Origin of the sequence: Rhizobium phaseoli (assembly GCF_003985125.1) — a bacterium.
Taxonomy (GTDB): domain Bacteria; phylum Pseudomonadota; class Alphaproteobacteria; order Rhizobiales; family Rhizobiaceae; genus Rhizobium; species Rhizobium phaseoli.
The window spans coordinates 1-22,649 of record NZ_ML133599.1 but is presented as its reverse complement, the minus strand read 5'-3'; the positions used below and the strand labels follow the sequence as shown (position 1 = coordinate 22,649).

Genomic DNA, 22,649 nt, shown 5'->3' with positions numbered 1-22,649 from the left:
TGTGGCGCGCGACAGCGCGGCCGCTTGGCGATAACGGCTTCAGCCAGGCGCGGACTTGTCCCAGAGCCAGGAGAAAAACAGCGATTCGCCGAGTTCCAGCATGGCATCCACCGCGCGGCTGCTGAGCGAGCCTTCGCCAACCGCCTGCGCGGTATAGAGGGGCACTTCCCTGAGAAGCCGACTGCCGGCGAAAATCCTGAGGGTGCCGGCCTGATAATCCGGCTGCACCGGCGCTGTCAGCGGCCAGTGATAGACGATGCGCGCCGACAGCCGGTCGGGGTTGCTGACCGGAATATAGACGCTGACCGGCGCTTTGGCGATGAGATCGACGGTGCGCGCCGTGCCGCCATAGACGCTGGCTGCGCCGATCACTTCATGCTCGGCGAAGATCTGCCGGTTCTCGAAGGCCGTCAGGCCCCATTCGAGCACCCGCTTGGCCTCCTCCGTCCGCTCCTTGTCGGAGGCGATTCCGGCGAGCGCCAGAAACAGCCGCCGACCGTCGCGCTGGACCGAGGCGACGATCGAATACCCCTCACCCTCGGTGAAGCCCGTCGCAAGTCCGTCAGCGCCGAGATCGAGCCCGAGCAGCGGGTTGCGGTTGCGCTGGAAGATCCTGTTCCACTCGAAATCGGGCTGGGCAAAATAGGGATAGAGATTGGGATAGGATTGCTGGAGGGCGGCGGCAAGCGTCACCATCTCGCGCGCCGTCACCTTGCTCTTACCATCAGGAAGGCCGGTGGAATTGCCGAACACCGCCTTCTCCATGCCGATTTCGCGGGCGCGCCGCGTCATCGATTCGGCGAATTGCTGCTCGCTTCCGGCCATGCCCTCGGCGAGGATGATGCAGCTGTCATTGGCGCCCTGGATGGCGATTCCCTTGATCAGGTCCTCGACGCGCACACGCGATTTCAGGGCGGCAAACATCGTTGCCGTCCGCGACGGCGCGCCGCCGGTGCGCCAGGCATATTCGGAAACGGGATATTCGGTATCGAGCGTGATCTGCCCCTTGGTCACCGCCTCGAAGACGAGATCCATCGTCATCAGCTTGGCGAGCGAAGCCGGCGAAAAGCCCTGGTCCTCGTTCTTGGCGAGAAGCACCGTGCCGGTGGAGGCCTCGATCATATAGGCCTGCGCCGCCTTAGTGGCGAAACCTGCAGCGCTCCCATCGGCCGGCTGCGCACTTGCGGCGAGCGGCATCACGCATGCAAGAGCAAGGGCGGCGAAAGCGCGGCGCGGTTTTGCCGCCGGAATTGCAGCAAGACAAAAGCTTGGAGCGGTTCTGCGCTTCGGTGAAAAGCGCAACCGCTCCAGAAGGCGAAGCACAGGCCTCAGCATCGCAATTCCCATCCGTCAACGGCATTTTTGACAAGGTTAGAGCGCGGCGAAATCCGATGCAATCGCTCTGCTCAGCGCGCCGCCGATTTTGCCTGCTGGCGCTTGGCCGAGGCCAGGATCGAGGCCTGCGTCAGCCCGTCATTGCGCACCATCACCGCGTCGAAGGCGAGATCGACCGTCACCGTCTTCACGTCCTCGTTCTGATAGCCGAGCGCGAGGGAAGGTTGCGAGCCGCCATAGGGCCGCTCATAGGGCATGGGACCGATCTCCGGCAGCACGACCATCTGTTCGAAGGCCGGCGCGGCGCTGGAGGACGGAGCCGGTGGCGCCACCAGGACATGGGCGGCCGGGGCAAGCGCGGGCGCCGCATTGTAGCGTGCGCTCGGCGTCGAGCCGGCATAGGAGGTCGCCGACATCTGCACCGGCACCCTGGCCGGCTGCGCCTCGTAACCTTCCGCGCTCTGCAGCTGATCGCGGGTGATCTTGCGGCTGTTGGAGGCAACCATGACGCCGCTTGCGATCTGCCCTTCCGGATTGACGCCGGGAATGCGGCTGCCCTTCGGCACGTAGGAAGCCATCAGGTAGGGCATGTCATGGCCGTCCATGCGGGCTTGGCCGACATATTGCACGCGCACCTTGCCGGTGCCGCTGTGCTGTAGATCCAGCATGTCGGCGGTCTTGTTGGAAAGATCGATGATGCGGCCTTCGTGATACGGACCGCGATCGTTGACGCGCACGATGATCGACGAGCCGTTCTCGACGTTGGTGACGCGTGCATAGCTCGGCAGTGGGAAAGTCGGGTGCGCGGCGGAAAGATGCATCTGGTCGTAGACTTCGCCGTTCGCCGTCAGGCGTCCGTGAAAGGCCGAACCATACCAGGAAGCGATACCGACCTTGTTATAGGAGAAGTCTTCCTTCGGATAATACCACTTGCCCTTCACCACATAAGGGTTGCCGACCATGTAGCGGCCACCGCCCTTGGGGATGTTGTTGCCGGTGGCGACGCGGGGGCTGGCCTTCACGCCATATTCGGATTCGGAGAAATACTCTTTGCCATGGGCCTTTTTCTTCGGCACGGCCTGTGTCGTGCCGCACGCCGCAACCGTCGCACACATCGCCGATATCGCCAGCCACCGCGCTGTCGTGGCGATAGACGCCGCCCCGTATCCCAATCTCATATGTCCCACGCCGCTCAAAGATCGTTATGGTTAAGGAACTTTGCCATCTCGGGCCAATAACCCCTTATGCCCACCCGCCTAACGAGACTTTAATCTTGCTAGGTTCGTGGCGAATTTACGAACGTTTTCGAAGCGATAGCGACAATTCTAATGATTATGGTTTACAGATCACTAACCCGAGGCTGCCACCCTGCCCTTCCGCGACTGCAGTCAGAACCGCTATCGGCGTGCCGATGCGGATCATTCGGCGACTGCAAAGCCAGCTTTCGCAGCGCCAGATGCCCCGGAACGAAACAGCTGCGACATGAAGGTTAACGGCCACTGAGCGCCAGGAGGCCGCCAATCTCCGCTGGAGTTGGAGCTTTCACCCCAGGGTAGTTGCGCTGCCTGCTCTTCACCCTGTTGGGCGTGGCTTGCGGGGGTAACCGCGGCAGTCACTCTCTTGGAGCGTGTAGTTTGTTGCTTGACTCAAAGTGGAGTAGAAAGTTTATTTGCCGGGCTCGGGTCGCCGGGCGTCCTTTCCACGCTCATCTTTAGGGAGACGAGCTATGGCAAATCACAAACCAGCAGTGCCTGACGTGTCGGTACACGACTACGCACCAGCGGAAGCCATTGAAGGAAACCTTCTCGACAACGCCACAGATTCCGACGGCGACCTGCTTCAGGTTCAGTTCGTCAATGGAACAAGAATTCCCAACAAGGCGGGTGAAGCAGGATATCTGACCATTGAGGGCGAGCACGGAACGCTGACGATCTTTAGCAACGGCAGTTATAGTTACACGGTCAGTGATCCCGCAAGCCTTGCGTCCGGTGAAGTCTTCGCCGAAAAATTCTCCTTCAAGATTTCCGATGGAAAAGGCGGCACCGATGTCGCCAATCTCAACATCGGCGTGCATGCGCCTCCGCAAGGGCTGTATTCCATCGATTTCGAGAACGCGCCGACGGAATATCCCGGGCAGGCGGATATCGCCTCGGGCTATGCCGGTTTCAAGTTTGGCGACAAGCTCGACGGCAATCTGTGGACGGTCGCCGAATCCGGCGGCAACGAATACGTCGTCACCAATCCCTACAATCCTTTCTTCGATCGCGTCGACGGTAAGCTCTTCACGATCGAGGGCGTCGATGTCGCGACGGTTTTCGACCCGGCCTATCAGGGTGTCGATGCCCTTGTGACGTTCGAAGGCTATATCGACGGCAACAAGGTGAGCGAGATGTCGCTGACGGTTTATGGCGACACCATTGCCGATGGCCAGCACATTTCGTTGGCAGCCTTGGGAGCAGTCGATTTCATCCGCTTCGATATTCAGCCCGATGTAGAGCCGACGGGCTTTCCGCAGCTCGCATTTGACAACTTCAGCGTCCTCGTATGACGACGGCAGAGAGAAGCGGCTGTCAAAGCCGCTTCTCTGCAGAACAAGTTGACGCTGCGGTCAAAGCTGCTAAAAAGCCGGCCTGTGAGTGAATGGGCAGCAAATCGGCAGAAACCACCGATGCACCGGAAATCCCGCAACGGAATTTCTTACAGCTTCTCAATTACTTGGAAGAGTGTCCGAGTGGTTTAAGGAACCGGTCTTGAAAACCGGCGTGCGGGAAACCGTACCGTGGGTTCGAATCCCACCTCTTCCGCCATTTTCCATTTTACGTGCCGGCGTTCAGCCGCCCGATGCAGCGGTCCTTGAGGCATGCCCCCTAAGAGACCGAATGAAAACGGCGGCCCCGCCGTTTTCTGCAGCGATAATCCTCAGGTCGGAAAGAAAGCCGGCGGCCTTGCCGCAGCCGGATCGCTCGCGACCGTTATTCCAGAACGACCACGGCTTCGACCTCGAAGAGCATCGGGTCTATTGCAAGTTTGGGAACCGGGACAAGCGTCTGCGCCGGCAGCGCCGCGCCGAAGGTTTCTTTGACGTTCCTGGTCAGCGCTTCGAGCTTGGATATGTCGTGATCGACCACGAAGACCGTAAGCTTGACGACCTGATCCGGCCTTGCGCCGAGCCCGTCGAGAGCGGCGCGCAGATTTGCGTAGGCCTGCTTAACCTGGACGGCGAAGTCCGGCGACAAGGCGCCGGTGCTGTCCTGGCCACCCTGCCCGGAGATATAGGCCAACCGCGCGCCGCGGGGTGCGATCACCGCCGTGCTATAGCCGTTCGGCGTTGGGTCGTAGAGGTTTTTCGGGTTGACGATGGTTGGCTTGAGGTCGCCCGCGTTTGCCGTCGTCGCAGTGGAAACTCCCGTGGTCATGATGATCAGCCCTCCGATAAGCAGATGTTTGATGGTGTGTGACATGATTTTCTCTTGGCCTGCGGCCTGCGAGCAATGGCGCCCGCAGTCTCCGGATTGAATTCTCATTCGATCGCTGCATAATTGACTCGTACAAAGTACGATCAAATCGCATCGTACGTTGTACGAGTCAATCCGGCCAGAGTCGACATTCGTGGCCTTATCGGCTTAAAACGACCTTCGGATCATTTAGGAAGGACGCATGGCAGCCAAAGGCGGCCCTCAGGATAAACGGCCTCAACGGCGAGCTAGGTCACTCCCGTCCATGCAGCAGGCGGGCAGTGAGCCGGCGCTTTCGATCGAACGGATCGTGGCGACCGCGGTCGAACTGCTGGACGCTGAAGGTGTCGGCGGATTGAAGATGCGCCGCCTGGCCGATCGCCTCGGCGCGGGCGCGATGAGCCTCTATTGGCATGTCGACAACAAAGAGGAAGTCTTTGATCTGGCGCTCGACTCGGTGCTCGAATATCGCGGGCCGCCGCAAAGGATCGAGGCTGCGGATTGGCGCGGTGCAATCTTTCACATGCTCGAGGACTGGCGCGCCAGCATGCTGCGCCATCCCTGGTCGGCATCGCTGCTGCCGCGTCGGGCGCTCGGTCCGAACATCCTCGGTCGCCTGGAACTGCTGGGCAGGATATTATCCGGAGCCGGCGTCGCCGAGGCAGATTTGAACGGTGCGATATGGTCGCTCTGGAACTATGTGATCGGCGCGACCATCACCCGTACGAACTTCGACCTTTCCGACGACGACATGGCCGCCGCGCAGCAGCGCCTTGCTCATCTTAGCGAAAAATATCCGACGATCGAGCGCTCCCGTCTGCTGCTCGATAGTGATTGGGACGGCGCTTTCAGGAAAGGTCTGGATTTCCTGCTCGACGGGCTCGTGCCAAGACTATGAACTGCGCTCAGCCTTCCAGTTGATCAGCGCTTTTGGTCAGGATCGCGATCAGATGGTCTTTCACGATCTGAACCCGCGGCGTCCGAGCCGCCTGATCCTGCACCAGAAGCCATAGATCGAGGCTCAGTCTGGGAATGTCTGAGAGGACAGGCGTCAGCCCGGTTCGAAGAGCGGCGAAACAGGGCAGAACGGCAATGCCGAAGCCGCTTTCGACCGCAGTCAGCTGCGCCGCGAACGAAGCAAACCGCATCGCCGGCTGCAGGCCCGGAAAAAGCTCTTCAAGCCACAGCGCCATTGAGAGATAGCGAAGCTCCTCGCTCCATCCGATCACCCGGTGCGCGCTCAGATCCCCTTCGTTCGACGGCGTGCCATGGGCGTCCAGATAGTCCTGGTGGGCATAAAGGCCGAACGCGATCTTGCCGAGGCTGCGCATCCGGTAGCTGCCCCTTTCCGGCGGCACGATCCGAAGGACGATATCGGATTGCTGGGTCGCCAGCTGCACTGGCCGGACGCTGGATCTGATGTCGAGCCGGATGCCGGGATAATCCCGCATCAAGCCGCCAAGACCGGGGATGAGGATTTGCTGCCCCAGCAGCTCGGGAGCGTCGATCCGCACGACGCCCGACATGCGATCCCCCGCCTCTTGCGCCGACCTTTCGAAAGCCTTCACCGACGTTTCGGCCTGTTCGGCCGGCATCTGCAGGCCAAGGCCCGCCTCGGTCAGTTCATATCCGTCGACGTGACGCCGAAACAGCGTTGAACCCAGGGCCCGTTCGAGAGCATCGATCCGGCGCGACACCGTGGATGTGCTGACGCCCAATCGGCGTGACGCTGCACTCAATGATTTGAGCTCCGCGACGGCGATAAAGAATTTCAGGTCATTCCAGTCCATCCGGCTTTCCATTTTTGGAAGAGTGCTTTCTCAATTCGACAATCGCCTATTGGCGCTGATTTGATATCATCATGGCCATAACGGCAAGGATAACACCGTGGCGGCGGCGGCGTACGCCTCGGGGTTTTCCAGATTTGCGACGCCCAACATCTCGGGCGGTCCAATATGCGCGAGGCTCTCTTATGATCGTCCAGGCCTGCATCAACGGCGCGCGTCCAAGCGATTTCCACCCGCGCATTCCGCTGACGCTCAATGCCATGGTGCACGATGCTGCAGCTTCGGTTGCGGCCGGAGCCGCCGAGCTTCATGTTCATCCGCGCGGAGCCGATGGGAAAGAAAGCCTCGCGGCCGTCGACGACACGGTCGCCGCCATCCGCCGTGCCTGCCCGGGGACGCTGATCGGCGTGTCCACCGGCGCCTGGATCGAAGGTGATCCGGAGCGGACGCGGCAAGCGATCGGCCGGTGGCGCGTCCTGCCGGATTATGCCTCCGTCAACCTGTCCGAAGACGATGCGCCCGGTGTTATGCAACTGCTCAGGCAGAAGGGCGTCGGGATCGAAGTCGGCCTGGCGTCGCTCGCCGATGCGGAGCGCTATGTCAGCTTCGGCGACCATGAGCGGGTCTTCCGCGTGCTGATCGAGCTCGATGATGAGAAGGATCTGCAGCGCGCCTGTCATATCAGCGACGGCATCATCTCGGTGCTCGTGCGCAGCCGGCAACCCAGGCCTGTTCTCCTCCACGGGTTCGACGAGACCGTCTGGCCTTTCGTCAGAGCGGCGCGCGAGCGGCGTTATTCCACCCGCGTCGGCCTTGAAGATGGCAAGCACCTGCCGGACGGAACGATCGCCGGCGACAATGCCGCCCTCGTCGCCGCAGCCGTTGCGATCTTCCGCGGCCAATCGGGCTGATCCCGGTGTCGACCTTTTTCTCCGTAGCCGGGTCCGTCTGCCCCGGTCGCCCCATTGCTCCTCACGAGGCAGAGCCATGACAACCAGAATGGAAGCTTTCCGATTTTCAGAATTTGGCGCGCCTGAGGTGCTCAAGCGCGAAACGATCGAGCTCAGCGCGCCGGCTGCCGGCGAAATCCAGATCAGGCATCTCGCCATCGGTGTGAACTATGTCGACGTCTATCATCGCAAAGGCGTCTTTGCGGCCCAGCTTCCGCTGCCGAGCGGACTTGGCGTGGAAGGGGTCGGCATCGTCACCGCGCTTGGCGACGGCGTCGGGAATTTTGATCTCGGTGACCGCGTCGCCTATGTCGGCGGTCCGCCGAACGCCTATTCAACCCATCGAAACCTGCCTGCCGCGCGCGCTCTGCCGGTGCCCGACGCGCTCGAGAGCGAAACCGTCGCCGCCCTGGTTTTCAAGGGGCTGACCGTCGAATATCTGATCCATCGCTGCGTGCCGGTGGCCAAGGACGACATCGTTCTCTTTCATGCTGCAGCAGGCGGTGTCGGCTCGATCGCCACGCAATGGCTGAAGCATCTCGGCGCCACCGTCATCGGCACTGTCGGCTCGCCGGAAAAGGCCGACATCGCGCGGGCAAACGGCTGCGACCACACGATCATCTATACCAGGGAAGATTTCCGGGCACGGATAGCCGAGATCACCGGCGGCAAGGGCGTGCACGTCGTCTACGATTCGGTCGGTGCCGACACCTTTGCCAGGTCCCTCGATTGCCTGCGCCCGCGCGGCACGCTTGTCAGCTTCGGAGAAGCTTCCGGTCCGGTCGCTCCCCTCAACCTTGCCTCTCTCGGCGCAAAGGGATCGCTCTTCGTCACACGACCGTCCATCGCACATTACACGGCTGACCGCAGCGAGTACGAGGCGGCAGCGAAAAATCTCTTCCGCGCCATCGAGGCCGGTATCGTCAAGGCGCCGAACCTCGCGAAATACAGGCTGGGCGATGCGGTGAAAGTGCATGAGGACATGGAATCACGCAGCACGCGCGGTTCGATCATCCTCATTCCGTCAGGCCCCTCACGATAAGAGCGAGTAGACCCAGACGCCGATAGAAGCCCAGAAGATCACCGGCGTCAGTATCATTCCCAAAACGACGATTTTCGTCACTGCTATAAAACTCCGCAATTCCGCCCCGCGGCGAAAACCTATTGCAGCAGCTACGAGTTTGGTATCGGCACGAAGTCCGGGTCGGATCGGACCTTGGTCTCAGTTTTGCTTCTCGTCCGACAGTACCGCGCGCCTCTTGGGACACGCAAGGGATGCGGTAATCCGTTAGATCGACATGTCAAAGCCCAAACGAATCATTCAGCCGCGCGATGAAGCGCGGTTTTTGAGCGTGGCGTTCGAGGATCGAATGCAGGCGGCGAGTGAAGTCGGCGGCTTCGCCACTTTCGTCGGCGATCGTTTTCACGTCGATGAGGAGACTGGCGGCTTTGTCGTAACCGGAAGCGTTACGGCGTTCGATCTCGACCTCGATCTCGCGCCAGACATGCTCGCCCCGCTCCATGATCGCATTCAGCCGCGCGCGGCGAGCGCGAGCCTCTTCCGCCGCCTTCCGTTTTTGCTCCGCCGCCAGCCGTTCGTCTTCCCTGCGCCTGCGGGCATCGCGGATGGCGCCGGCACGGGCTTGCAGTTCGGCGACCGTTGGCCTCGGGTTGGCGGCGCAGGTCGCAGGCGCAAAGAGGCTTCGGGCCCGTTGCCCCAATTCGCTTGCCATATGCGGATCGCCCTCGATCACGCGGGTAAGAATCATCGTCTTTTCGCTGTCGGGCAACGCAGCCACGAAGCGTTGGACGGCATCCGATGCCATGGCGCGGTCGGATGCCGTCTCGGCCGGGCGTTCGGCTGCCGCCGCGACAAGGTCGGCATCGAGACCGAAGAAGCTCGCGAAAGCTTCCAGGGCGCCGTTCATCGGGCCGATCCCAGGCAAGGGCGCCACTGCATCGGGCGCGAGAGCCTCCGCCTGCGCAGCCATCAGCCACAGCAGATAAAAGAGCCGGAGGTCGCCACGCAGCACATCGCCGCGCAGCGGCGTCAACGCCGCGAGCCAGCCCGATCCGTCATCGTCGTCGTAGTCCGGGACTTCCTCGGAGAAAATGTCGAGAATCAGGTTCTCGCCCGATGTCCTGAGTTCGACGCCATCGCCCGCACCGAGAAATTCGTCGACGCGTTGCCGATCAATCAGCCGTTTCGGGAAACGGATCATCAGCCGCCGCGTTCCCCAGTTGGCGAGGTAGAGGTGCATATCGAACCAGCATTCCATCAGCTCTGCCGGGTCACCCTTGAAGTCACCCCATTCGTAAGAATTGGTGAAGCTCGTGGAGGTTATCCGCGCCCGCGTCGACAGGCTCCGCAGAGCTTGTCGATCGGCTTCGCCAAGCGGGCGATCGATCGCCTGAAACTCGTAGTATTGATATTCGCTCATGACCGTGGTTGTTGGGATTTCATCGTGAGGACGGTGGTTCAAGTCTGCGATCCGGCTCGCTTAGACCGGCAGTAAGCCAGCAGTTTCGAAGATTCGAAGCGCCTCGGCAAGCTTGATCCGCAACGAGCGCAATCATCTGCCATCAGAATTCTTTGGCGTGCCTCGTCGGCAAGCTCTCGCCGCAATGGAGAGCGCGACGGTGATCAGCGCGGCGGCAACCGCGAAGGTGATCCTCATGCCCGACGTCACTGCCTCCGCGCCTGCCGTTGCGATATCCGGTGCCGCCGATGCTCGCGTGAATATAGCGCCCATGACGGAGGCGCCGGTGATCAGCCCGAGATTGCGCGACAGATTGAGCGCCCCCGAGATGACCCCGCGCTGACCGGGGGCGACATCTGCCATGACGGCCGTGTTGTTCGCCGCCTGGAACAGCTGATAACCGGGCGTGAGGATGGCGACGGCGGCGATGTAGCCGGCAATGCCGGGAAGTGCGGCAAGAGCGGTGGCACCTGTCACCATGGTGGCGAGCCCCGCAGCGATCACCAATGGCGCATCCAGCCGATCGACGAGGCGACCAGCCGGAATGCCGCTCAGGATGGAGATGACGGGGCCGATCGACATGACGGCGCCAACGGCAGCCTCGCCGAGGCCCAGCGCACGGGAGAGATAGAAGGGCGCGACCACCAGCGTCGCCATCATGACGGTCGAGACCAGCGCGTTCATAGCCAGGCTGGCGCTCAGCCGGCGATTGCGGAACGCCGCCAATCGGATCAGCGGCGATGCCGTCCTCGCTTCGACGAAGACGAAGAGACCGACGCCGCAAACGGTCGCTGCCAGCAGGGCCAGGTTCAGCGGCCCGAAGCTGCCGCGCCCGATCGTCATTGCCAGCGCATAGGCTGAAAGCGTCGCGGCAAGCAGCACGGTGCCGGCCATGTCGAAACCGGACTGCTGTGTTTTCCCGATCCTGGCGTCGGCAGGCAGAAAACGATAAGCGAGGGCGAAGGTGACGGCGCCAAGCGGCACGTTGACGAGGAAGATCGCCGGCCAGCCGAACCCGGCGAGCAGAACGCCGCCGAGCGACGGACCGAGAGCGGTGCCGATCGCCGACATGGTGCCGAGCAGCCCCATGGCGCTGCCGGTCTTCGCCTTCGGTACCGTTTCGCCGACAAACGCCATGGAAAGGGCCATCATGATCGCCGCGCCGAGGCCCTGCACCGCCCGCGCAGCGGTGATCAGCCAGAGCGCCGGTGCAAGCGCGCACAGGACGGAGGCCAGCGTGAAGAGCAAGATACCGATAAGCAGCAGCCGTCTGCGGCCGAACATATCGCCGAGCCGCCCGACGCTGACGATCAACGTGGTTATGGCAAGGAGGTAGGCCAGCACGATCCACTGCGCGTCCTGGAAAGAGCCGGCGAATGCCCGGGCAAGGGCCGGCAGGCCGACATTGGCGATGCTGGTGCCGAGCGACGGCAGCAGCATGGAGAATGAAAGACTGGCGAGTGCCCAGCGGACGGACGTCGACCGTTCGGCGACCGCCTCGCCTTGTTCTGCAATGATCGGCTTCACCTTGACCTCCGTTTCGCGCTCCTAAAATGGAGCTCACGAAACCTATTCCTACCCGCGGCATGGCGGAAGGCGCAGCATTTGCAGTTCATTCATGCATTTGACGCCACATCATGGGGAAACCATGTTATACCGCATGCATGTCGACACCTGACCTTAACCTGCTTGTCACCCTTGATGTCCTGCTTGCCGAAGGCAGCGTTGCCCGTGCCGCCGAGAGACTGCGTCTCAGCCCTTCGGCCATGAGCCGGCAACTGGCGCGATTGCGCGAAACCACGGGCGATCCGCTGCTGGTGCGCGCAGGCCGCGGCCTGGTGCCGACACCGCGGGCGCTCGAACTGCGCGAGCGGGTCGGCCGCATCGTCGAGGATGGCCGGGCGGTGCTGCGTCCTGCCGAGGCGCTTGATCTCAGCCGGCTCGTCCGGACGTTCACGCTGCGCGCCAGCGAAGGCTTTGCCGAAAGCTTCGGCCCCGATCTCATTGCTCGTCTCAGCGGGCAAGCGCCCAGCGTGCGGCTGCGTTTCGTTCAGAAACCGGACAAGGACAGCGCGCCGTTGCGCGATGGAAGCGTCGATCTTGAAACCGGTGTCGTCGACGGCACGATAGGACCGGAGGTGCGCACGCAAGCCTTGTTCCGCGACCGTTTCGTCGGCGTCGTGCGAATCGGGCATCCGCTTTGCCGGGAGGAGATCACGCCCGCCCGTTACGCAGCCGGCGGCCACATCGCCGTCTCGCGGCGCGGGCTCGACAAGGGATCGATCGACGGCGCTTTGAACGCGCTCGGGCTGGAACGGCAGGTCGCCACCATCGTCGGCGGTTTTTCCACGGCGCTGGCGCTCGCCCGCGCCTCCGACCTGATCGCCAGCGTTCCCGAACGTCACACGCTCGCCTTGCGAGTTGGAATGCACAGTTTCCCGCTTCCCGTCCCGACGCCGGAGCTGACGATTTCACTGCTTTGGCACCCCAGAATGGATGCCGATCCCGGGCATCGCTGGCTGCGCGGTTGCGTTCGTGACGTTTGCGCAGCGACGTGACTGGAGAGCCCGCGAGGCCGAGGTCGGATAGGACTATCAGGGGGCGGCGGTTGACTATCCCGTGTCGCCGTGATTTCCCCTCCCGCATCATCAAGTGAGGACATCATGGCCGAGGACATTATCGTAAAGGACAGCAACGGAAGCCAGCTTCACGACGGCGATTCTGTGACCCTCATCAAAGACCTCAAGGTCAAGGGCACCTCAGAGACGCTGAAGCGTGGGACCCTGGTCAAGGGCATTCGCCTGACGGACAATCCCGGCGAGATCGAGTGCAACACCAAGCAGGTCAAGGGCCTCGTGCTGAAAACGGAATTTCTGAAGAAGGCATAGGATTTCTTCGCCCGCGGCGACCCCTGGGTGCCTATTCCGCCACTTCCGCGGTAATCACCTCGAAGCGGGAGAGTGTTGCCGGGCCGAAAGCCGTCGACATGGCGACGTCGGTGGCGTCGCGGCCGATCGCCATCAATATTCTGCCGATCCGCGGCGTGTTGTGCCGCGCATCGACCGTATGCCAATGACCGCCGAGAAAGACTTCGAACCAGGCGCTGAAATCCATGGGATTGGGATCGGCCGGAACGCCGATGTCGCCGAGATAGCCCGTGCAATATCTCGCAGGAATATTCATGCATCGGCAAAGCGCCATGGCGAGATGGGCGAAGTCGCGGCAGACGCCGCTCTTGTCGGTGAAGCCGCCATGCGCGGTCCTGAGAACGTCGGCCTTCTGATAGTCGAAGGTGATGTGGTTATGCACAAAGTCGCAGATCGCCTGCACGCGCGCCCAGCCGAGCGGCGTCGACGAAAAAGTTTCCCAGGCAAAATCCGAGAGCCTGTCGGTGTCGCAATAACGGCTGCCAAGCAGGAAGACGAGCACCTCGTCGGGCAGGTCCTTGATCGCGTGCTGCACGGCCTCGGTGGGCACGACGTCGGCTTGCCCCGTATCGTAGATCTCGAAGCTGGTCGAAATCGTCGTCAGCCCGGGCGGGGCGACGATCCGGCTGCAGGCATTGCCGAAACTGTCGGTATATTCCCAGGCTTCGATTGGCCGGTCGAATGTCAGGACCTGCTCGCTCAAAAGATCGGCGCGACGGGAGGGGTGAATGTTGAGCACCAGTAGCATCGGCGTCGGCTGGATGCATTCATAGCCCAGATGAAACCCGGCGCGTATCTTCATTGTGGCTTCCTCGTCCTCTCCCCGCATGAGCGGAGGTGAGTATGGAACGCCGATAGCGCTGCCCGGTTCCAGCAGGCCGCGCAACTGTCATCCAGCCGCGGGCGATCCACCGTCACCCCTCTTTTATCCAAGGCTGCCGCGTGGTCACATTGACCTGGACTGTCATGCTGTCGAAATCCGACCCGTCGCCGTCATAGCTCCCGCTCAATGGAATTGCCTGGCGCGGATCACGGGCAACGGCCACGCGAATGAGATCGCGGTTGCCGACGATGCCGTTGGTCGGATCGAATTCCGCCCAGCCGGCCCCGGGAAGATAGATCTGGCACCATGCATGCGTCGAACCGCCGCCGAGCACGGTGGAGCCATCCCGATCGGGAACGTAAACATAGCCGCTGACGAATCGCGCTGCCAGGCCGAGCGTGCGTGCTGCCTCCATCATCAGAAGCGCGAAATCCCGACACGTGCCGGAGCGAAGATGCAAGGTCTCAAGCGGTGTCTGCGTGCCATGTTCCTGGCGCCGCGCATAAACGAAGCTTTCCCGAATGGCATAACAAAGCGTCATCAGCAGGTGCCCGGTCTCGGTCGGGTGCCCCAGGCGGACAAACCGGCGCGCCCAGCGGCCGATCTCATCGCCCGGATCGGGATAATGGCGCTGCATCGCCGGTGCGAGATCGGCGATTTCGTCCTTGCCGTAGGAGAAGGGATAGATGAGCGCCGCCTCGTCGATTCGAATATCCGGAGCGAGCTGGGGTGTGTGGTCGAGCGTGATCCAGGTTTCGAAACGCAGCTCGGACGATGGCCGCGAAAAATCGACGAGCGCCACGCAATTGCCGAAAACATCGTGGATCCAGCGCACATGACTTTGCTCCGGATAGGTCGTCAGCGACGCTTCGATCAGCCGCTGGTCGAAACTGTCGCGCGGCCGGAACATCAGGCGATGCTCGCCGAAATCGACCTCCCTGCGGTAACGATAGGCCGTGATGTGGCGGACGGAGAAAATTGTCATGGCCCGCCACCGGCTGATCCATTCACCCTACTGCTCCCAAGATGGCGACTCCGTCTCCTCATGAAGCGCCCTTCCCGCTTCCCCGCCTATCCCGATTTCTTGTCATATAAGCAGGTTTGAAAGATTGCTATTGTACCTTCACCGATCGACGGCAGAGCCGTCCAACCTGAGAGGATGACATGCATATCATCTGGGACGTTCTAACGCTTCTGCTGACCATCGGTTCGCTCTATGGCGGTCGCGAATATCGGATTATTCGCGCCCGTGCCCGCGCTCAGAATTGGGGCAACTTCTAAACCCGATCCTGGCGGTCGCGACCGGAATCTGTCGGTCGCGGTTACGTCGAATGACGCAAGGCCATACGCTTAAGGAAATGTGTATTAGTCGAGACGGTTTCCATCCGTCTATTCTCTCTGTTATGCCAAGCCCGCCTCACCCCAGGCGGGCTTTTTTCATGTAAGCTCGGCCGCTCGGTGACGGCGCGCGTTTCGCTGCTGCCGTTACTTCTTGGCACCGGCCGAAAGCACCCGATGCGTGGCGTTGTCCATTGCGTGGCTGGCCTCCTGTCCATCCTTCTTCAGTCCGTAGGCAGTATTGCCGCAGGCGGAAAGCGTGAGCAGGGAGAGGCAGGCGAAGGCGATAGCAGCTTTTGACATTGGTTTTTCCCTATAGCGGCGACCTCCATGAAAAATGATGCAGTCGGCGCCAAAATCAATCCGCCGCAATCAGCACATGAAAGCAGTGGTGGGCCGAAGGGCTTAGGCACCTGCATCAAATCGGGGCATGTTCCGGCGCCCTATTCCCCAGTGATACAGCTTACACCAAGTAAAAACTCTATGATGTGTTGCATTGCTTAACAATTGGCTGAATCATTGCCAGCAAAACGTGTAATTTTGGTTCTGCCGTCATAGATAATCATAATACATTGGAGGTATTTATAATTTTAATTAAATATTACTCTTAACTATCCATTAATAATAATCTTGCGATGGCCACGCTTAGGCTTATTCTTTACTCAAAATGGGAGAGGAAGAGTGTTTAGCAAAAGCCTGATCATGCCTTTTGGCTTCGCAATTCTTGCTGCAGCCGGCCTGCTGTTCCAGCTGATTGCCTACCTGCTGGAGACGCCCGTTACCCTGCTGCAGCCATAAACGCCTAAGTTCCTCCAGGAGTGGAACTTTCTGCGGTTTCGTGCTTTCTTGCGAGTCGGTTTACCAGGAGGGATTACCATGGAAAGTGCAGGCGTGGGTTGGATTGCAGCCATCATCATCGGCGGTATCGCCGGCTGGCTGGCGGAAAAAGCCATGAGCAGCAGCATGGGCTTGCTCATGAACATATTGCTTGGCATCGTCGGCGCGATCGTCGCCAACTGGATCCTCGGTCTCTTGCACATTCAGCCGCTGGCCGGCTGGCTGGGTTACCTGATCACCGGCTTCGTCGGTGCCTGCCTTCTGATTTTCATCGGCCGCGCCATCCGGCGCTGATCGTCAGACATAGCTATCGGACATGACTCAAAGCCGGGCGCGCCTTGCGTCCGGCTTTTTCTGTCCGGAATTCTGTGTCACCGGCGGCTTAGCAGGCCGAAAACATAGGCGATGCCCGCCGTCACCGCGAGCGCCATGATCGGTTCTTCGCGAACCTTGTCGCGCAGCCGTTCCGTCATCAGCGAAGCTTCGTCCGTCACCACCGACTTCGCCCCCTGCCCCAGCGCCCGCACACTGTCCGTCAGTCTGGACAGATCTTCACGGAGTGCCGTGACCTGCGCCGACAGATCGTCTGCTGCGATATCCGCCTTGACGCGCGCAGCGGTGGATTCGGCGGAAGCGGTTTTCAAATCTGCCATGGTCTGCTCCTGTTTCATGGGATGCCGCTTCAACGAAATGGCGGCCTGAAAGGTTCCGCCGAGGCCGACTTTTGTTTGCCGTCAACGCCTTGCGTCGCCGCCGCCGCTCTGCGCAGCTTTTCGCGTGACAACCCTTCATTTCCTGTCGTGTTTGTTCTAAGGAACGTCGAATGTCTGCCCGCGCGCGGGTCTAATGAATACTGCGAGGTTTGCGTTTCCATGTTCCATTTTCTGAGAAGAGCTGCTCAGACCTGGGTTGCCAAGCTGCTCCTGCTTCTCCTGGTGGCCTCCTTCGGCATCTGGGGCGTATCGCGTGAGCTGATTTCGGGCGGCAGCAGCACCACGGTCGTGACCGTCGGCGATCAGCATGTGGGCGTCAACGAATTCCACCTCGCCTATCAGCGGCAGGTGGCAAGCCTCAGCCAGCAATTCGGCATGCGCCTTACCCCGGAACAGGCCCGCGCCTTCGGCGTCGAGCAACAGGTGCTCTCCCAGCTCGTCGCCGGCGCTTCGCTCGACCAGCTCGCCGAAGATATGAATCTCGGCCTGTCCGAGGATCGCCTCGCCCAGCTGATCGGCGACGATCCGGCCTTCAAGGCCGTCAATGGCCAGTTCGATCGCGAACTTTTCGTTTCGCGCCTGCGCAACGCCGGCATCCGCCAGGATGATTACATCAAGGAGCGCAGCAAGGTCGCTGTCCGCAGCCAGATCGTCGATGCGGTTTCCAACGGCTTCACCGCGCCGAAAACGTTGGTCGACGCATTGAAGCTTTACGGCGATGAAAGCCGCAGTGTCGACTACCTCCTGCTGACCAACGCCAATATCGAACCGATCAAGGCGCCGGCTGACGATGTTCTCGCCGCCTGGTTCGAGGGCGTCAAACAGCGTTACCGCGCGCCGGAATATCGCAAGATCGCCTATCTCAAACTGCAGCCGGCCGACATCGCCGATGCCGCGACCGTCACCGACGACCAGGTCCGCGAAGCCTTCGATAAGGGCAAGGATAGCTATCGTACGCCCGAAAGCCGCACCATCGAGCAGCTGACCTTCACCAGCAAGGATCTTGCCGCCGCCGCCGAAACCGCGCTGAAGAGCGGCACCAGCTTCGATCAGCTGGTCTCCGACCAGGGCAAGACGGCAAGCGACGTGCTCCTTGGCGAATTCACCAAGGACAAGGTTCCCGACCAGGCCGTCGCCGACGCCGCCTTCGCGGTTTCGAAGGACGGCGGCACGACGTCGGTTATCGACGGTTCTTTCGGTCCCGTCATCCTGCGCATCACCAACATCAAGGCGGAAACGACCAAGAATTTCGACGAGGTGAAAGACGAGATCCGCAAGCAGCTGGCGCTTTCCAATGCCTCTCAGGAAGTGATCAACGTTCACGACCGCATCGAGGATCTGCGCGCTGGCGGCGCCACGCTTGAAGATATCGCCGGCCAGCTGAAGCTCAACGCCGTAACCGTCGATGCCGTCGACGCGACCGGTGCCGACAAGGACGGCAAAGAGGTCAAGGATATCCCTGCCAAACAGCAGCTGCTCGGGGAAGCGTTCAAGACCGAGGTCGGCGTCGATGCGCCGCCGCTTCCGATCGGCAATGATGGTTACGTCTGGTTCAACGTCCGCGAGATCACACCGGACCGCGACCGTCCGATCGCCGAGGTGCGCGAAAAAGCCGTCGAGGACTGGACGGCGGAGCAGCAGAAGGCCGAACTGGCCAAAAAGGCCGACGAATTGAAGGCCGAGGCACAAAAGGGCACCGCCCTTGCGGACATTGCGACGCCACTCGGCATCGCCGTCGAAAGCAAGAGCGGCATTACCCGCTCCACCGACGATCCGGTTCTCGGCCGCGCCGGCGTCAAGGCCGCCTTCTCCGGCCCTGTCGATACGGTGGCAAGCGCTGTCGGCGCCGATCCCTCGACGCAGATCCTGATGAAGGTGACCGAGGTCAACAGCCAGCCGACCGGCGACGTGCTGAACAACCGCGATGCCCAGCTGACCGCCATGGCCAACGCCGCCGGCGATGATATCCTCGATCAGATGGTCAACCTGCTGCAGACGCAGTACGGCGCGCAAGTCAACCAGACGCTCGCCGAACAGACGGCCGCCCGCTAGAACAGGATGATTTTAGGCCCGGTTGGGCCTAAATCTGAATCCTGTTTCGTATTCAACAGTTAGAGCATGATGTCCGCCGAAGGTCGCTTATAGTTTTCGGTGTCGTGTTCTGGGAGGTTTTATGACCGATCTGAAGCCGTTCCTGGCCAAGGCCGCAAGCCGCGAGCCGCTGACGCGTGACGAGGCGCGCGCTGCCTTCGACATTCTGATGTCGGGCCAGGCGACGCCTTCACAGATCGGCGGCTTCCTGATGGCGTTGCGCGTGCGCGGCGAAAGCGTCGATGAGATCGTCGGCGCCGTCACCACCATGCGGTCGAAAATGCTGACCGTCGAGGCGCCGGCCGATGCCATCGACATCGTCGGCACCGGCGGTGATGCCAGCGGCACCTACAATATTTCGACGCTGGCGGCGCTGATCGTTGCCGGCGCCGGTGTGCCGGTGGCAAAGCACGGCAACCGGGCGCTGAGTTCGAAGTCCGGCGCGGCGGACAATCTTTCGGCTCTTGGCGTCAATATCGATGTCGGTCCCGAGATCATTTCCCGCTGCATTGCCGAGGCCAGCGTCGGCTTCATGTTCGCGCAGCTCCACCATTCCGCCATGCGCCATGTCGGTCCCTCCCGCGTCGAACTCGGCACCCGCACCATCTTCAATCTTCTGGGGCCGCTTTCCAATCCGGCCGGTGTGCGCCGCCAGCTGCTTGGCGTCTTTTCGCCGCAATGGCTGGTGCCGCTGGCCGAAGTCATGCGCGATCTCGGCTCCGAATGCGTCTGGGTCGTCCATGGCGACGGTCTCGACGAGATCACCACAACAGGCATCACCAAGGTTGCCGCCCTCGAAGACGGCAAGATCCGCACCTTCGAGCTCTCGCCCGCCGACTTCGGCGTCAGCCCCTGCGTGCTCGCCGATATTAAGGGTGGCGACGGTGTCGCCAATGCCGCAGCACTTCGCGAGGTTCTTGGCGGCGCGAGGAACGCCTACCGCGATGTCTCGCTGGCAAATGCTGCCGCCTCGCTCGTCATCTCGGGCAAGGCCGAAACGATCCGCGACGGCATGAAGCTTGCCGCGCATTCGCTCGATAGCGGCGCCACGGCGCTCGCTCTCGACAAACTCATCGCCGTTTCCAACGATATCGATTAGGATTGCCGGATGAGCGATATCCTGAAGAAGATCGAACTCTACAAGCGCGAGGAAATCGCCGCCGCCAAGGCGACGGTGTCGCTGGCCGACCTGAAGGCGATGCAGGCCGGGCAGTCCGCGCCGCGCGGCTTTTACCGGGCGCTCACGGCCAAGCGTGAGGCTGGCCTTTTCGGCCTGATCGCCGAGATCAAGAAGGCAAGCCCGTCCAAGGGTCTCATTCGTCCGGATTTCGATCCGCCGGCGCTGGCAAAGGCCTACGAAGCCGGCGGCGCAGCCTGCCTTTCCGTGCTCACCGATACGCCAAGCTTTCAAGGTGCACCGGAATTTTTGACGGCGGCACGGGCCGCCTGTGCCCTGCCCGCTTTGCGCAAGGATTTCATGTTCGAGACCTATCAGGTGCATGAGGCCCGCGCCTGGGGCGCCGATTGCATCCTGCTGATCATGGCGTCGCTGACAGATGACGAGGCGGAGCGTCTGCAGGACGAAGCTTTTTCGCTCGGCATGGATGTGCTGGTCGAGGTTCACGACGCGCCGGAAATGGAACGTGCGCTGAAGCTTTCCTCGCCGCTTATCGGCATCAACAACCGCAACCTGCGAACTTTCGAAGTCAGCCTGACCGTCAGCGAGACGCTTGCCTCCATGGTTCCTGATGACCGGCTCCTCGTCGGCGAGAGCGGCATCTTCACCCATGCCGATTGCAAGCGCCTGCAAGCCACCGGCATCAATACCTTCCTGGTCGGCGAAAGCCTGATGCGCAAGGACGACGTGACGGCCGCCACCCGCGCGCTGCTCGTCGGCGAAGCGGCAATCGCGGCCGAATGAGATGAGCGGCGGTAAGCCCGGCCTCACCCATATCGATGCGTCAGGCGAGGCGCACATGGTCGACGTCTCCGACAAGGCCGAAACCGTGCGCGTCGCCACCGCCGAAGGCTATGTGAGAATGGCCCCGGAAACGCTCGCGCTCATCCGCCAGGGCAATGCCAAGAAGGGCGACGTGATCGGCACGGCCCGCCTTGCCGGCATCATGGCCGCCAAACGCACCGCCGACCTGATCCCGCTCTGCCATCCGCTGATGCTGACGAAGGTGACGGTCGAGATCGCGGAAGACACCGCCCTGCCAGGCCTGCGTGTCACGGCAACCGCTAAGCTGACCGGCAAGACCGGTGTTGAGATGGAGGCGCTGACCGCCGTCTCCGTCGCGTGTCTGACGATCTACGACATGGCCAAGGCCGCCGACAAGGCAATGGAGATCGGCGGCATCCGGCTGCTGGAAAAGTCCGGCGGCAAATCCGGCGATTTCCGTCATCCGGAGGCGAGATGAACCTCCTCCCGGTCACCGAGGCACAGAACCGCTTGCTCTCTCGGGCAAAGCCGGTCACAGCATTCGAGAGCCTGCCGCTCGCCGAAGCGGAGGGCCGCGTCCTTGCTGTCGATCTCACGGCGGGGCTGACACAGCCACCTTTCAATGCGTCGGCGATGGATGGCTATGCGCTGCGCCGAGACGACGCGCCGGAGCCGGGTGCTCTGCTGAAGGTTATCGGCACCTCGGCCGCTGGCCACGGCTTTGCGGGCACCGTGGGCCACGGAGAAGCCGTCCGCATTTTCACCGGTGCGCCTGTGCCGCCAGGCGCCGACAGCGTGCTGCTGCAGGAGGATGCTGAGAAGGTCGAAGGCGGAATCAGAACCAGTTTCCCCGTCCGCCAGGGCCAGCATGTGCGTCCCCGCGGCCAGGATTTCGTCGAGGGTGAAGCTGTGCTGTCCGCCGGCACCGTGCTCGATTTCTCGCGGCTGACGGTCGCAGCCGGCATGAACCGGCCCGATGTCGAGGTTCTCAAACGCCCGCTGATCGCCATCCTGGCGACCGGCGACGAACTGCTGCCGCCCGGAAGCACGCCCGGCCCTTCACAGATCATCGCATCCAATACGTTCGGCATCGCAGCCCTCGCCCGCAAGGCCGGCGCCGACATGCTCGATCTCGGCATCGTCCCGGACGACAAGGGAAGGATCACCGCGGCGATCGAGATGGCACGCGCTGCTAAGGCCGATGTCATCGTCACGCTCGGCGGCGCTTCGGTCGGCGACCATGACCTGGTCCAGGCGACGCTGATCGAGGCCGGCATGCAGCTCGATTTCTGGCGCATCGCCATGCGTCCCGGCAAGCCGCTGATGGTCGGCAGCTTCGGCGAGAAGCATGTGCTCGGTCTGCCCGGTAACCCGGTATCGAGCCTCGTCTGTTCGCTGCTCTTCCTGGAACCGCTGATCCGCAAGCTCGCCGCCCTGCCGCCGGTGCGGCGTGAGGCAACGGTGGAGGCGGCCGTACCGCTGCGCGCCAATGACCATCGGCAGGATTATATCAGGGCGAAACTGTCGAAATCCGCCGCCGGCAACTGGCTCGCCGAACCCTTCGGCAAACAGGATTCCTCGATGATGAAAGTATTTGCGCAAGCCGATTGCCTCATCATCCGCCCGCCGCACGCGCCGGAACTGCCAGCCGGAGCGCCCTGCCCGGTCATGCTGTTGCGGCCGGATCTTCTGGTATAGTTCAGACTTTCAGCTGCTTCAGGAAAGGGAAAAAACGCCCGCCTGCACCGCCGCGTCACTGAACCCAGCCCCAAAATCCGAAACCGCATGCGTCGCAATTTGCTGAAGTGCGCCCTGCGGCAGGTAGGCGCGATGCGGATCGCCGATTAGAGCGTTTCAGGTTTTCACGGAAGCATATCCGGCATTGGCGAAGTAGTTGCTGCATTCGCTGGGCTCGATGGTTGTGACGAGGTGTCCGATGTGGCGCCAGGTGTCATCGATGGTTCGCTTCTG

Annotated in this window: 22 protein-coding genes, 1 tRNA gene and 2 pseudogenes; 13 read left to right on the top strand and 12 right to left on the bottom strand. The window is 61.8% G+C overall.

What is annotated here, in order from left to right; genetic code table 11:
• Positions 1-39 precede the first annotated feature (39 nt).
• Together EFD56_RS30120 and EFD56_RS30115 are read right to left on the bottom strand one after the other, a co-directional pair.
• Positions 40-1,197 (bottom strand): D-alanyl-D-alanine carboxypeptidase family protein, encoded by a 1,158-nt coding sequence (locus EFD56_RS30120; protein WP_081284260.1) that lies wholly within the window; start codon positions 1,195-1,197, stop codon positions 40-42.
• A 209-nt stretch (positions 1,198-1,406) separates the two neighbouring features.
• Complete coding sequence (locus EFD56_RS30115) at positions 1,407-2,513, bottom strand: septal ring lytic transglycosylase RlpA family protein (protein WP_085742531.1); 1,107 nt, start codon at positions 2,511-2,513, stop codon at positions 1,407-1,409.
• 548 nt (positions 2,514-3,061) lie between these two features.
• On the opposite strand from EFD56_RS30115, the gene EFD56_RS30110 reads away from it, so the two are divergent.
• Both EFD56_RS30110 and EFD56_RS30105 read left to right on the top strand, forming a co-directional pair.
• Entirely contained in the window at positions 3,062-3,883 is an 822-nt protein-coding gene (locus EFD56_RS30110) for an Ig-like domain-containing protein (protein WP_085742532.1), read from the top strand.
• Between the two features lie 169 nt (positions 3,884-4,052).
• Positions 4,053-4,142 (top strand) — tRNA-Ser (locus tag EFD56_RS30105).
• Positions 4,143-4,307: 165 nt separating this feature from the next.
• Here the strand turns inward: EFD56_RS30105 and EFD56_RS30100 are convergent.
• Positions 4,308-4,796, bottom strand: a complete 489-nt coding sequence (locus EFD56_RS30100; RefSeq protein WP_085742533.1) for a RidA family protein — start codon at positions 4,794-4,796, stop codon at positions 4,308-4,310.
• Between the two features lie 196 nt (positions 4,797-4,992).
• Between EFD56_RS30100 and EFD56_RS30095 the strand changes: the two genes are divergently transcribed.
• The gene (locus EFD56_RS30095; RefSeq protein WP_085742534.1) at positions 4,993-5,688 is read left to right on the top strand and encodes a TetR/AcrR family transcriptional regulator; all 696 of its coding nucleotides are present in this window, start codon (positions 4,993-4,995) and stop codon (positions 5,686-5,688) included.
• Positions 5,689-5,695: 7 nt separating this feature from the next.
• On the opposite strand, the gene EFD56_RS30090 is transcribed toward EFD56_RS30095, so the two are convergent.
• A complete protein-coding gene (locus tag EFD56_RS30090; protein WP_085742535.1) occupies positions 5,696-6,580 on the bottom strand; it encodes a LysR family transcriptional regulator in 885 nt (294 codons plus the stop codon).
• A 182-nt stretch (positions 6,581-6,762) separates the two neighbouring features.
• Here EFD56_RS30090 and EFD56_RS30085 point away from each other — a divergent pair, with 182 nt between their 5' ends.
• Both EFD56_RS30085 and EFD56_RS30080 read left to right on the top strand, forming a co-directional pair.
• Entirely contained in the window at positions 6,763-7,488 is a 726-nt protein-coding gene (locus EFD56_RS30085) for a 3-keto-5-aminohexanoate cleavage protein (RefSeq protein WP_085742536.1), read from the top strand.
• Between the two features lie 76 nt (positions 7,489-7,564).
• On the top strand, positions 7,565-8,569 hold the full coding sequence (locus EFD56_RS30080) for a quinone oxidoreductase family protein (protein ID WP_085742537.1): 1,005 nt from the start codon (positions 7,565-7,567) through the stop codon (positions 8,567-8,569).
• A gap of 259 nt (positions 8,570-8,828) precedes the next feature.
• On the opposite strand, the gene EFD56_RS30070 is transcribed toward EFD56_RS30080, so the two are convergent.
• Together EFD56_RS30070 and EFD56_RS30065 are read right to left on the bottom strand one after the other, a co-directional pair.
• The gene (locus EFD56_RS30070; protein WP_085742538.1) at positions 8,829-9,968 is read right to left on the bottom strand and encodes a hypothetical protein; all 1,140 of its coding nucleotides are present in this window, start codon (positions 9,966-9,968) and stop codon (positions 8,829-8,831) included.
• Between the two features lie 132 nt (positions 9,969-10,100).
• Entirely contained in the window at positions 10,101-11,534 is a 1,434-nt protein-coding gene (locus tag EFD56_RS30065) for an MFS transporter (RefSeq protein ID WP_126907013.1), read from the bottom strand.
• Between the two features lie 137 nt (positions 11,535-11,671).
• Between EFD56_RS30065 and EFD56_RS30060 the strand changes: the two genes are divergently transcribed.
• Positions 11,672-12,565, top strand: a complete 894-nt coding sequence (locus EFD56_RS30060; protein WP_085742540.1) for a LysR family transcriptional regulator — start codon at positions 11,672-11,674, stop codon at positions 12,563-12,565.
• Between the two features lie 105 nt (positions 12,566-12,670).
• On the top strand, positions 12,671-12,895 hold the full coding sequence (locus tag EFD56_RS30055) for an alkylphosphonate utilization protein (RefSeq protein ID WP_064710564.1): 225 nt from the start codon (positions 12,671-12,673) through the stop codon (positions 12,893-12,895).
• 31 nt (positions 12,896-12,926) lie between these two features.
• Here the strand turns inward: EFD56_RS30055 and EFD56_RS30050 are convergent, their stop codons facing one another.
• From EFD56_RS30050 to EFD56_RS30040, 3 genes are all read right to left on the bottom strand, one after another.
• Complete coding sequence (locus tag EFD56_RS30050; RefSeq protein WP_126907012.1) at positions 12,927-13,736, bottom strand: transglutaminase-like domain-containing protein; 810 nt, start codon at positions 13,734-13,736, stop codon at positions 12,927-12,929.
• A gap of 112 nt (positions 13,737-13,848) precedes the next feature.
• Positions 13,849-14,742 (bottom strand): transglutaminase family protein, encoded by an 894-nt coding sequence (locus EFD56_RS30045; RefSeq protein ID WP_085742541.1) that lies wholly within the window; start codon positions 14,740-14,742, stop codon positions 13,849-13,851.
• 500 nt (positions 14,743-15,242) lie between these two features.
• Positions 15,243-15,398, bottom strand: coding sequence for a hypothetical protein (locus tag EFD56_RS30040; protein WP_004672484.1), 156 nt, complete (start codon positions 15,396-15,398; stop codon positions 15,243-15,245).
• A gap of 573 nt (positions 15,399-15,971) precedes the next feature.
• Here EFD56_RS30040 and EFD56_RS30035 point away from each other — a divergent pair.
• Positions 15,972-16,226 carry a GlsB/YeaQ/YmgE family stress response membrane protein gene (locus EFD56_RS30035; protein WP_004672487.1) on the top strand — a complete coding sequence of 85 codons (255 nt, stop codon included), beginning with the start codon at positions 15,972-15,974 and terminating at the stop codon, positions 16,224-16,226.
• Positions 16,227-16,303: 77 nt separating this feature from the next.
• On the opposite strand, the gene EFD56_RS30030 is transcribed toward EFD56_RS30035, so the two are convergent.
• Positions 16,304-16,585, bottom strand: coding sequence for a hypothetical protein (locus EFD56_RS30030; protein WP_004672489.1), 282 nt, complete (start codon positions 16,583-16,585; stop codon positions 16,304-16,306).
• A 219-nt stretch (positions 16,586-16,804) separates the two neighbouring features.
• Here EFD56_RS30030 and EFD56_RS30025 point away from each other — a divergent pair, with 219 nt between their 5' ends.
• From EFD56_RS30025 to EFD56_RS30005, 5 genes are all read left to right on the top strand, one after another.
• Entirely contained in the window at positions 16,805-18,697 is a 1,893-nt protein-coding gene (locus EFD56_RS30025) for a peptidylprolyl isomerase (protein ID WP_126907011.1), read from the top strand.
• Positions 18,698-18,818: 121 nt separating this feature from the next.
• Positions 18,819-19,835, top strand: a complete 1,017-nt coding sequence (trpD, locus tag EFD56_RS30020; RefSeq protein ID WP_085742543.1) for an anthranilate phosphoribosyltransferase — start codon at positions 18,819-18,821, stop codon at positions 19,833-19,835.
• A gap of 9 nt (positions 19,836-19,844) precedes the next feature.
• Positions 19,845-20,657 carry an indole-3-glycerol phosphate synthase TrpC gene (trpC, locus tag EFD56_RS30015; RefSeq protein WP_085742544.1) on the top strand — a complete coding sequence of 271 codons (813 nt, stop codon included), beginning with the start codon at positions 19,845-19,847 and terminating at the stop codon, positions 20,655-20,657.
• A gap of 1 nt (position 20,658) precedes the next feature.
• Positions 20,659-21,156 (top strand): cyclic pyranopterin monophosphate synthase MoaC, encoded by a 498-nt coding sequence (gene moaC, locus EFD56_RS30010; protein ID WP_010005650.1) that lies wholly within the window; start codon positions 20,659-20,661, stop codon positions 21,154-21,156.
• Positions 21,153-22,376: a molybdopterin molybdotransferase MoeA gene (locus EFD56_RS30005; RefSeq protein WP_085742545.1), complete on the top strand. Its 1,224-nt coding sequence runs from the start codon at positions 21,153-21,155 to the stop codon at positions 22,374-22,376. Before moaC ends, EFD56_RS30005 begins: the two co-directional genes overlap by 4 nt.
• Positions 22,377-22,394: 18 nt before the next feature.
• On the opposite strand, the pseudogene EFD56_RS33325 reads toward EFD56_RS30005, so the two are convergent.
• Positions 22,395-22,526, bottom strand: a pseudogene (locus EFD56_RS33325) (methyltransferase); the annotation flags it as partial.
• A 6-nt stretch (positions 22,527-22,532) separates the two neighbouring features.
• A pseudogene (locus EFD56_RS29995) lies at positions 22,533-22,649 on the bottom strand (IS630 family transposase); the annotation flags it as partial.

Excerpts from the sequence above, each read along its gene's own strand:
- EFD56_RS30070 (WP_085742538.1), bottom strand. The coding sequence starts at position 9,968 with ATGAGCGAATATCAATACTACGAGTTTCAGGCGATCGATCGCCCGCTT.
- moaC (WP_010005650.1), top strand. The coding sequence starts at position 20,659 with ATGAGCGGCGGTAAGCCCGGCCTCACCCATATCGATGCGTCAGGCGAG.
- EFD56_RS30030 (WP_004672489.1), bottom strand. The coding sequence starts at position 16,585 with ATGGCAGATTTGAAAACCGCTTCCGCCGAATCCACCGCTGCGCGCGTC.
- EFD56_RS30090 (WP_085742535.1), bottom strand. The coding sequence starts at position 6,580 with ATGGACTGGAATGACCTGAAATTCTTTATCGCCGTCGCGGAGCTCAAA.
- EFD56_RS30060 (WP_085742540.1), top strand. The coding sequence starts at position 11,672 with ATGTCGACACCTGACCTTAACCTGCTTGTCACCCTTGATGTCCTGCTT.
- EFD56_RS30100 (WP_085742533.1), bottom strand. The coding sequence starts at position 4,796 with ATGTCACACACCATCAAACATCTGCTTATCGGAGGGCTGATCATCATG.
- EFD56_RS30095 (WP_085742534.1), top strand. The coding sequence starts at position 4,993 with ATGGCAGCCAAAGGCGGCCCTCAGGATAAACGGCCTCAACGGCGAGCT.
- EFD56_RS30040 (WP_004672484.1), bottom strand. The coding sequence starts at position 15,398 with ATGTCAAAAGCTGCTATCGCCTTCGCCTGCCTCTCCCTGCTCACGCTT.
- EFD56_RS30120 (WP_081284260.1), bottom strand. The coding sequence starts at position 1,197 with ATGCCGCTCGCCGCAAGTGCGCAGCCGGCCGATGGGAGCGCTGCAGGT.
- EFD56_RS30085 (WP_085742536.1), top strand. The coding sequence starts at position 6,763 with ATGATCGTCCAGGCCTGCATCAACGGCGCGCGTCCAAGCGATTTCCAC.
- trpD (WP_085742543.1), top strand. The coding sequence starts at position 18,819 with ATGACCGATCTGAAGCCGTTCCTGGCCAAGGCCGCAAGCCGCGAGCCG.
- EFD56_RS30050 (WP_126907012.1), bottom strand. The coding sequence starts at position 13,736 with ATGAAGATACGCGCCGGGTTTCATCTGGGCTATGAATGCATCCAGCCG.
- EFD56_RS30025 (WP_126907011.1), top strand. The coding sequence starts at position 16,805 with ATGTTCCATTTTCTGAGAAGAGCTGCTCAGACCTGGGTTGCCAAGCTG.
- EFD56_RS30045 (WP_085742541.1), bottom strand. The coding sequence starts at position 14,742 with ATGACAATTTTCTCCGTCCGCCACATCACGGCCTATCGTTACCGCAGG.
- EFD56_RS30035 (WP_004672487.1), top strand. The coding sequence starts at position 15,972 with ATGGAAAGTGCAGGCGTGGGTTGGATTGCAGCCATCATCATCGGCGGT.
- EFD56_RS30005 (WP_085742545.1), top strand. The coding sequence starts at position 21,153 with ATGAACCTCCTCCCGGTCACCGAGGCACAGAACCGCTTGCTCTCTCGG.
- trpC (WP_085742544.1), top strand. The coding sequence starts at position 19,845 with ATGAGCGATATCCTGAAGAAGATCGAACTCTACAAGCGCGAGGAAATC.
- EFD56_RS30055 (WP_064710564.1), top strand. The coding sequence starts at position 12,671 with ATGGCCGAGGACATTATCGTAAAGGACAGCAACGGAAGCCAGCTTCAC.
- EFD56_RS30115 (WP_085742531.1), bottom strand. The coding sequence starts at position 2,513 with ATGAGATTGGGATACGGGGCGGCGTCTATCGCCACGACAGCGCGGTGG.
- EFD56_RS30080 (WP_085742537.1), top strand. The coding sequence starts at position 7,565 with ATGACAACCAGAATGGAAGCTTTCCGATTTTCAGAATTTGGCGCGCCT.
- EFD56_RS30110 (WP_085742532.1), top strand. The coding sequence starts at position 3,062 with ATGGCAAATCACAAACCAGCAGTGCCTGACGTGTCGGTACACGACTAC.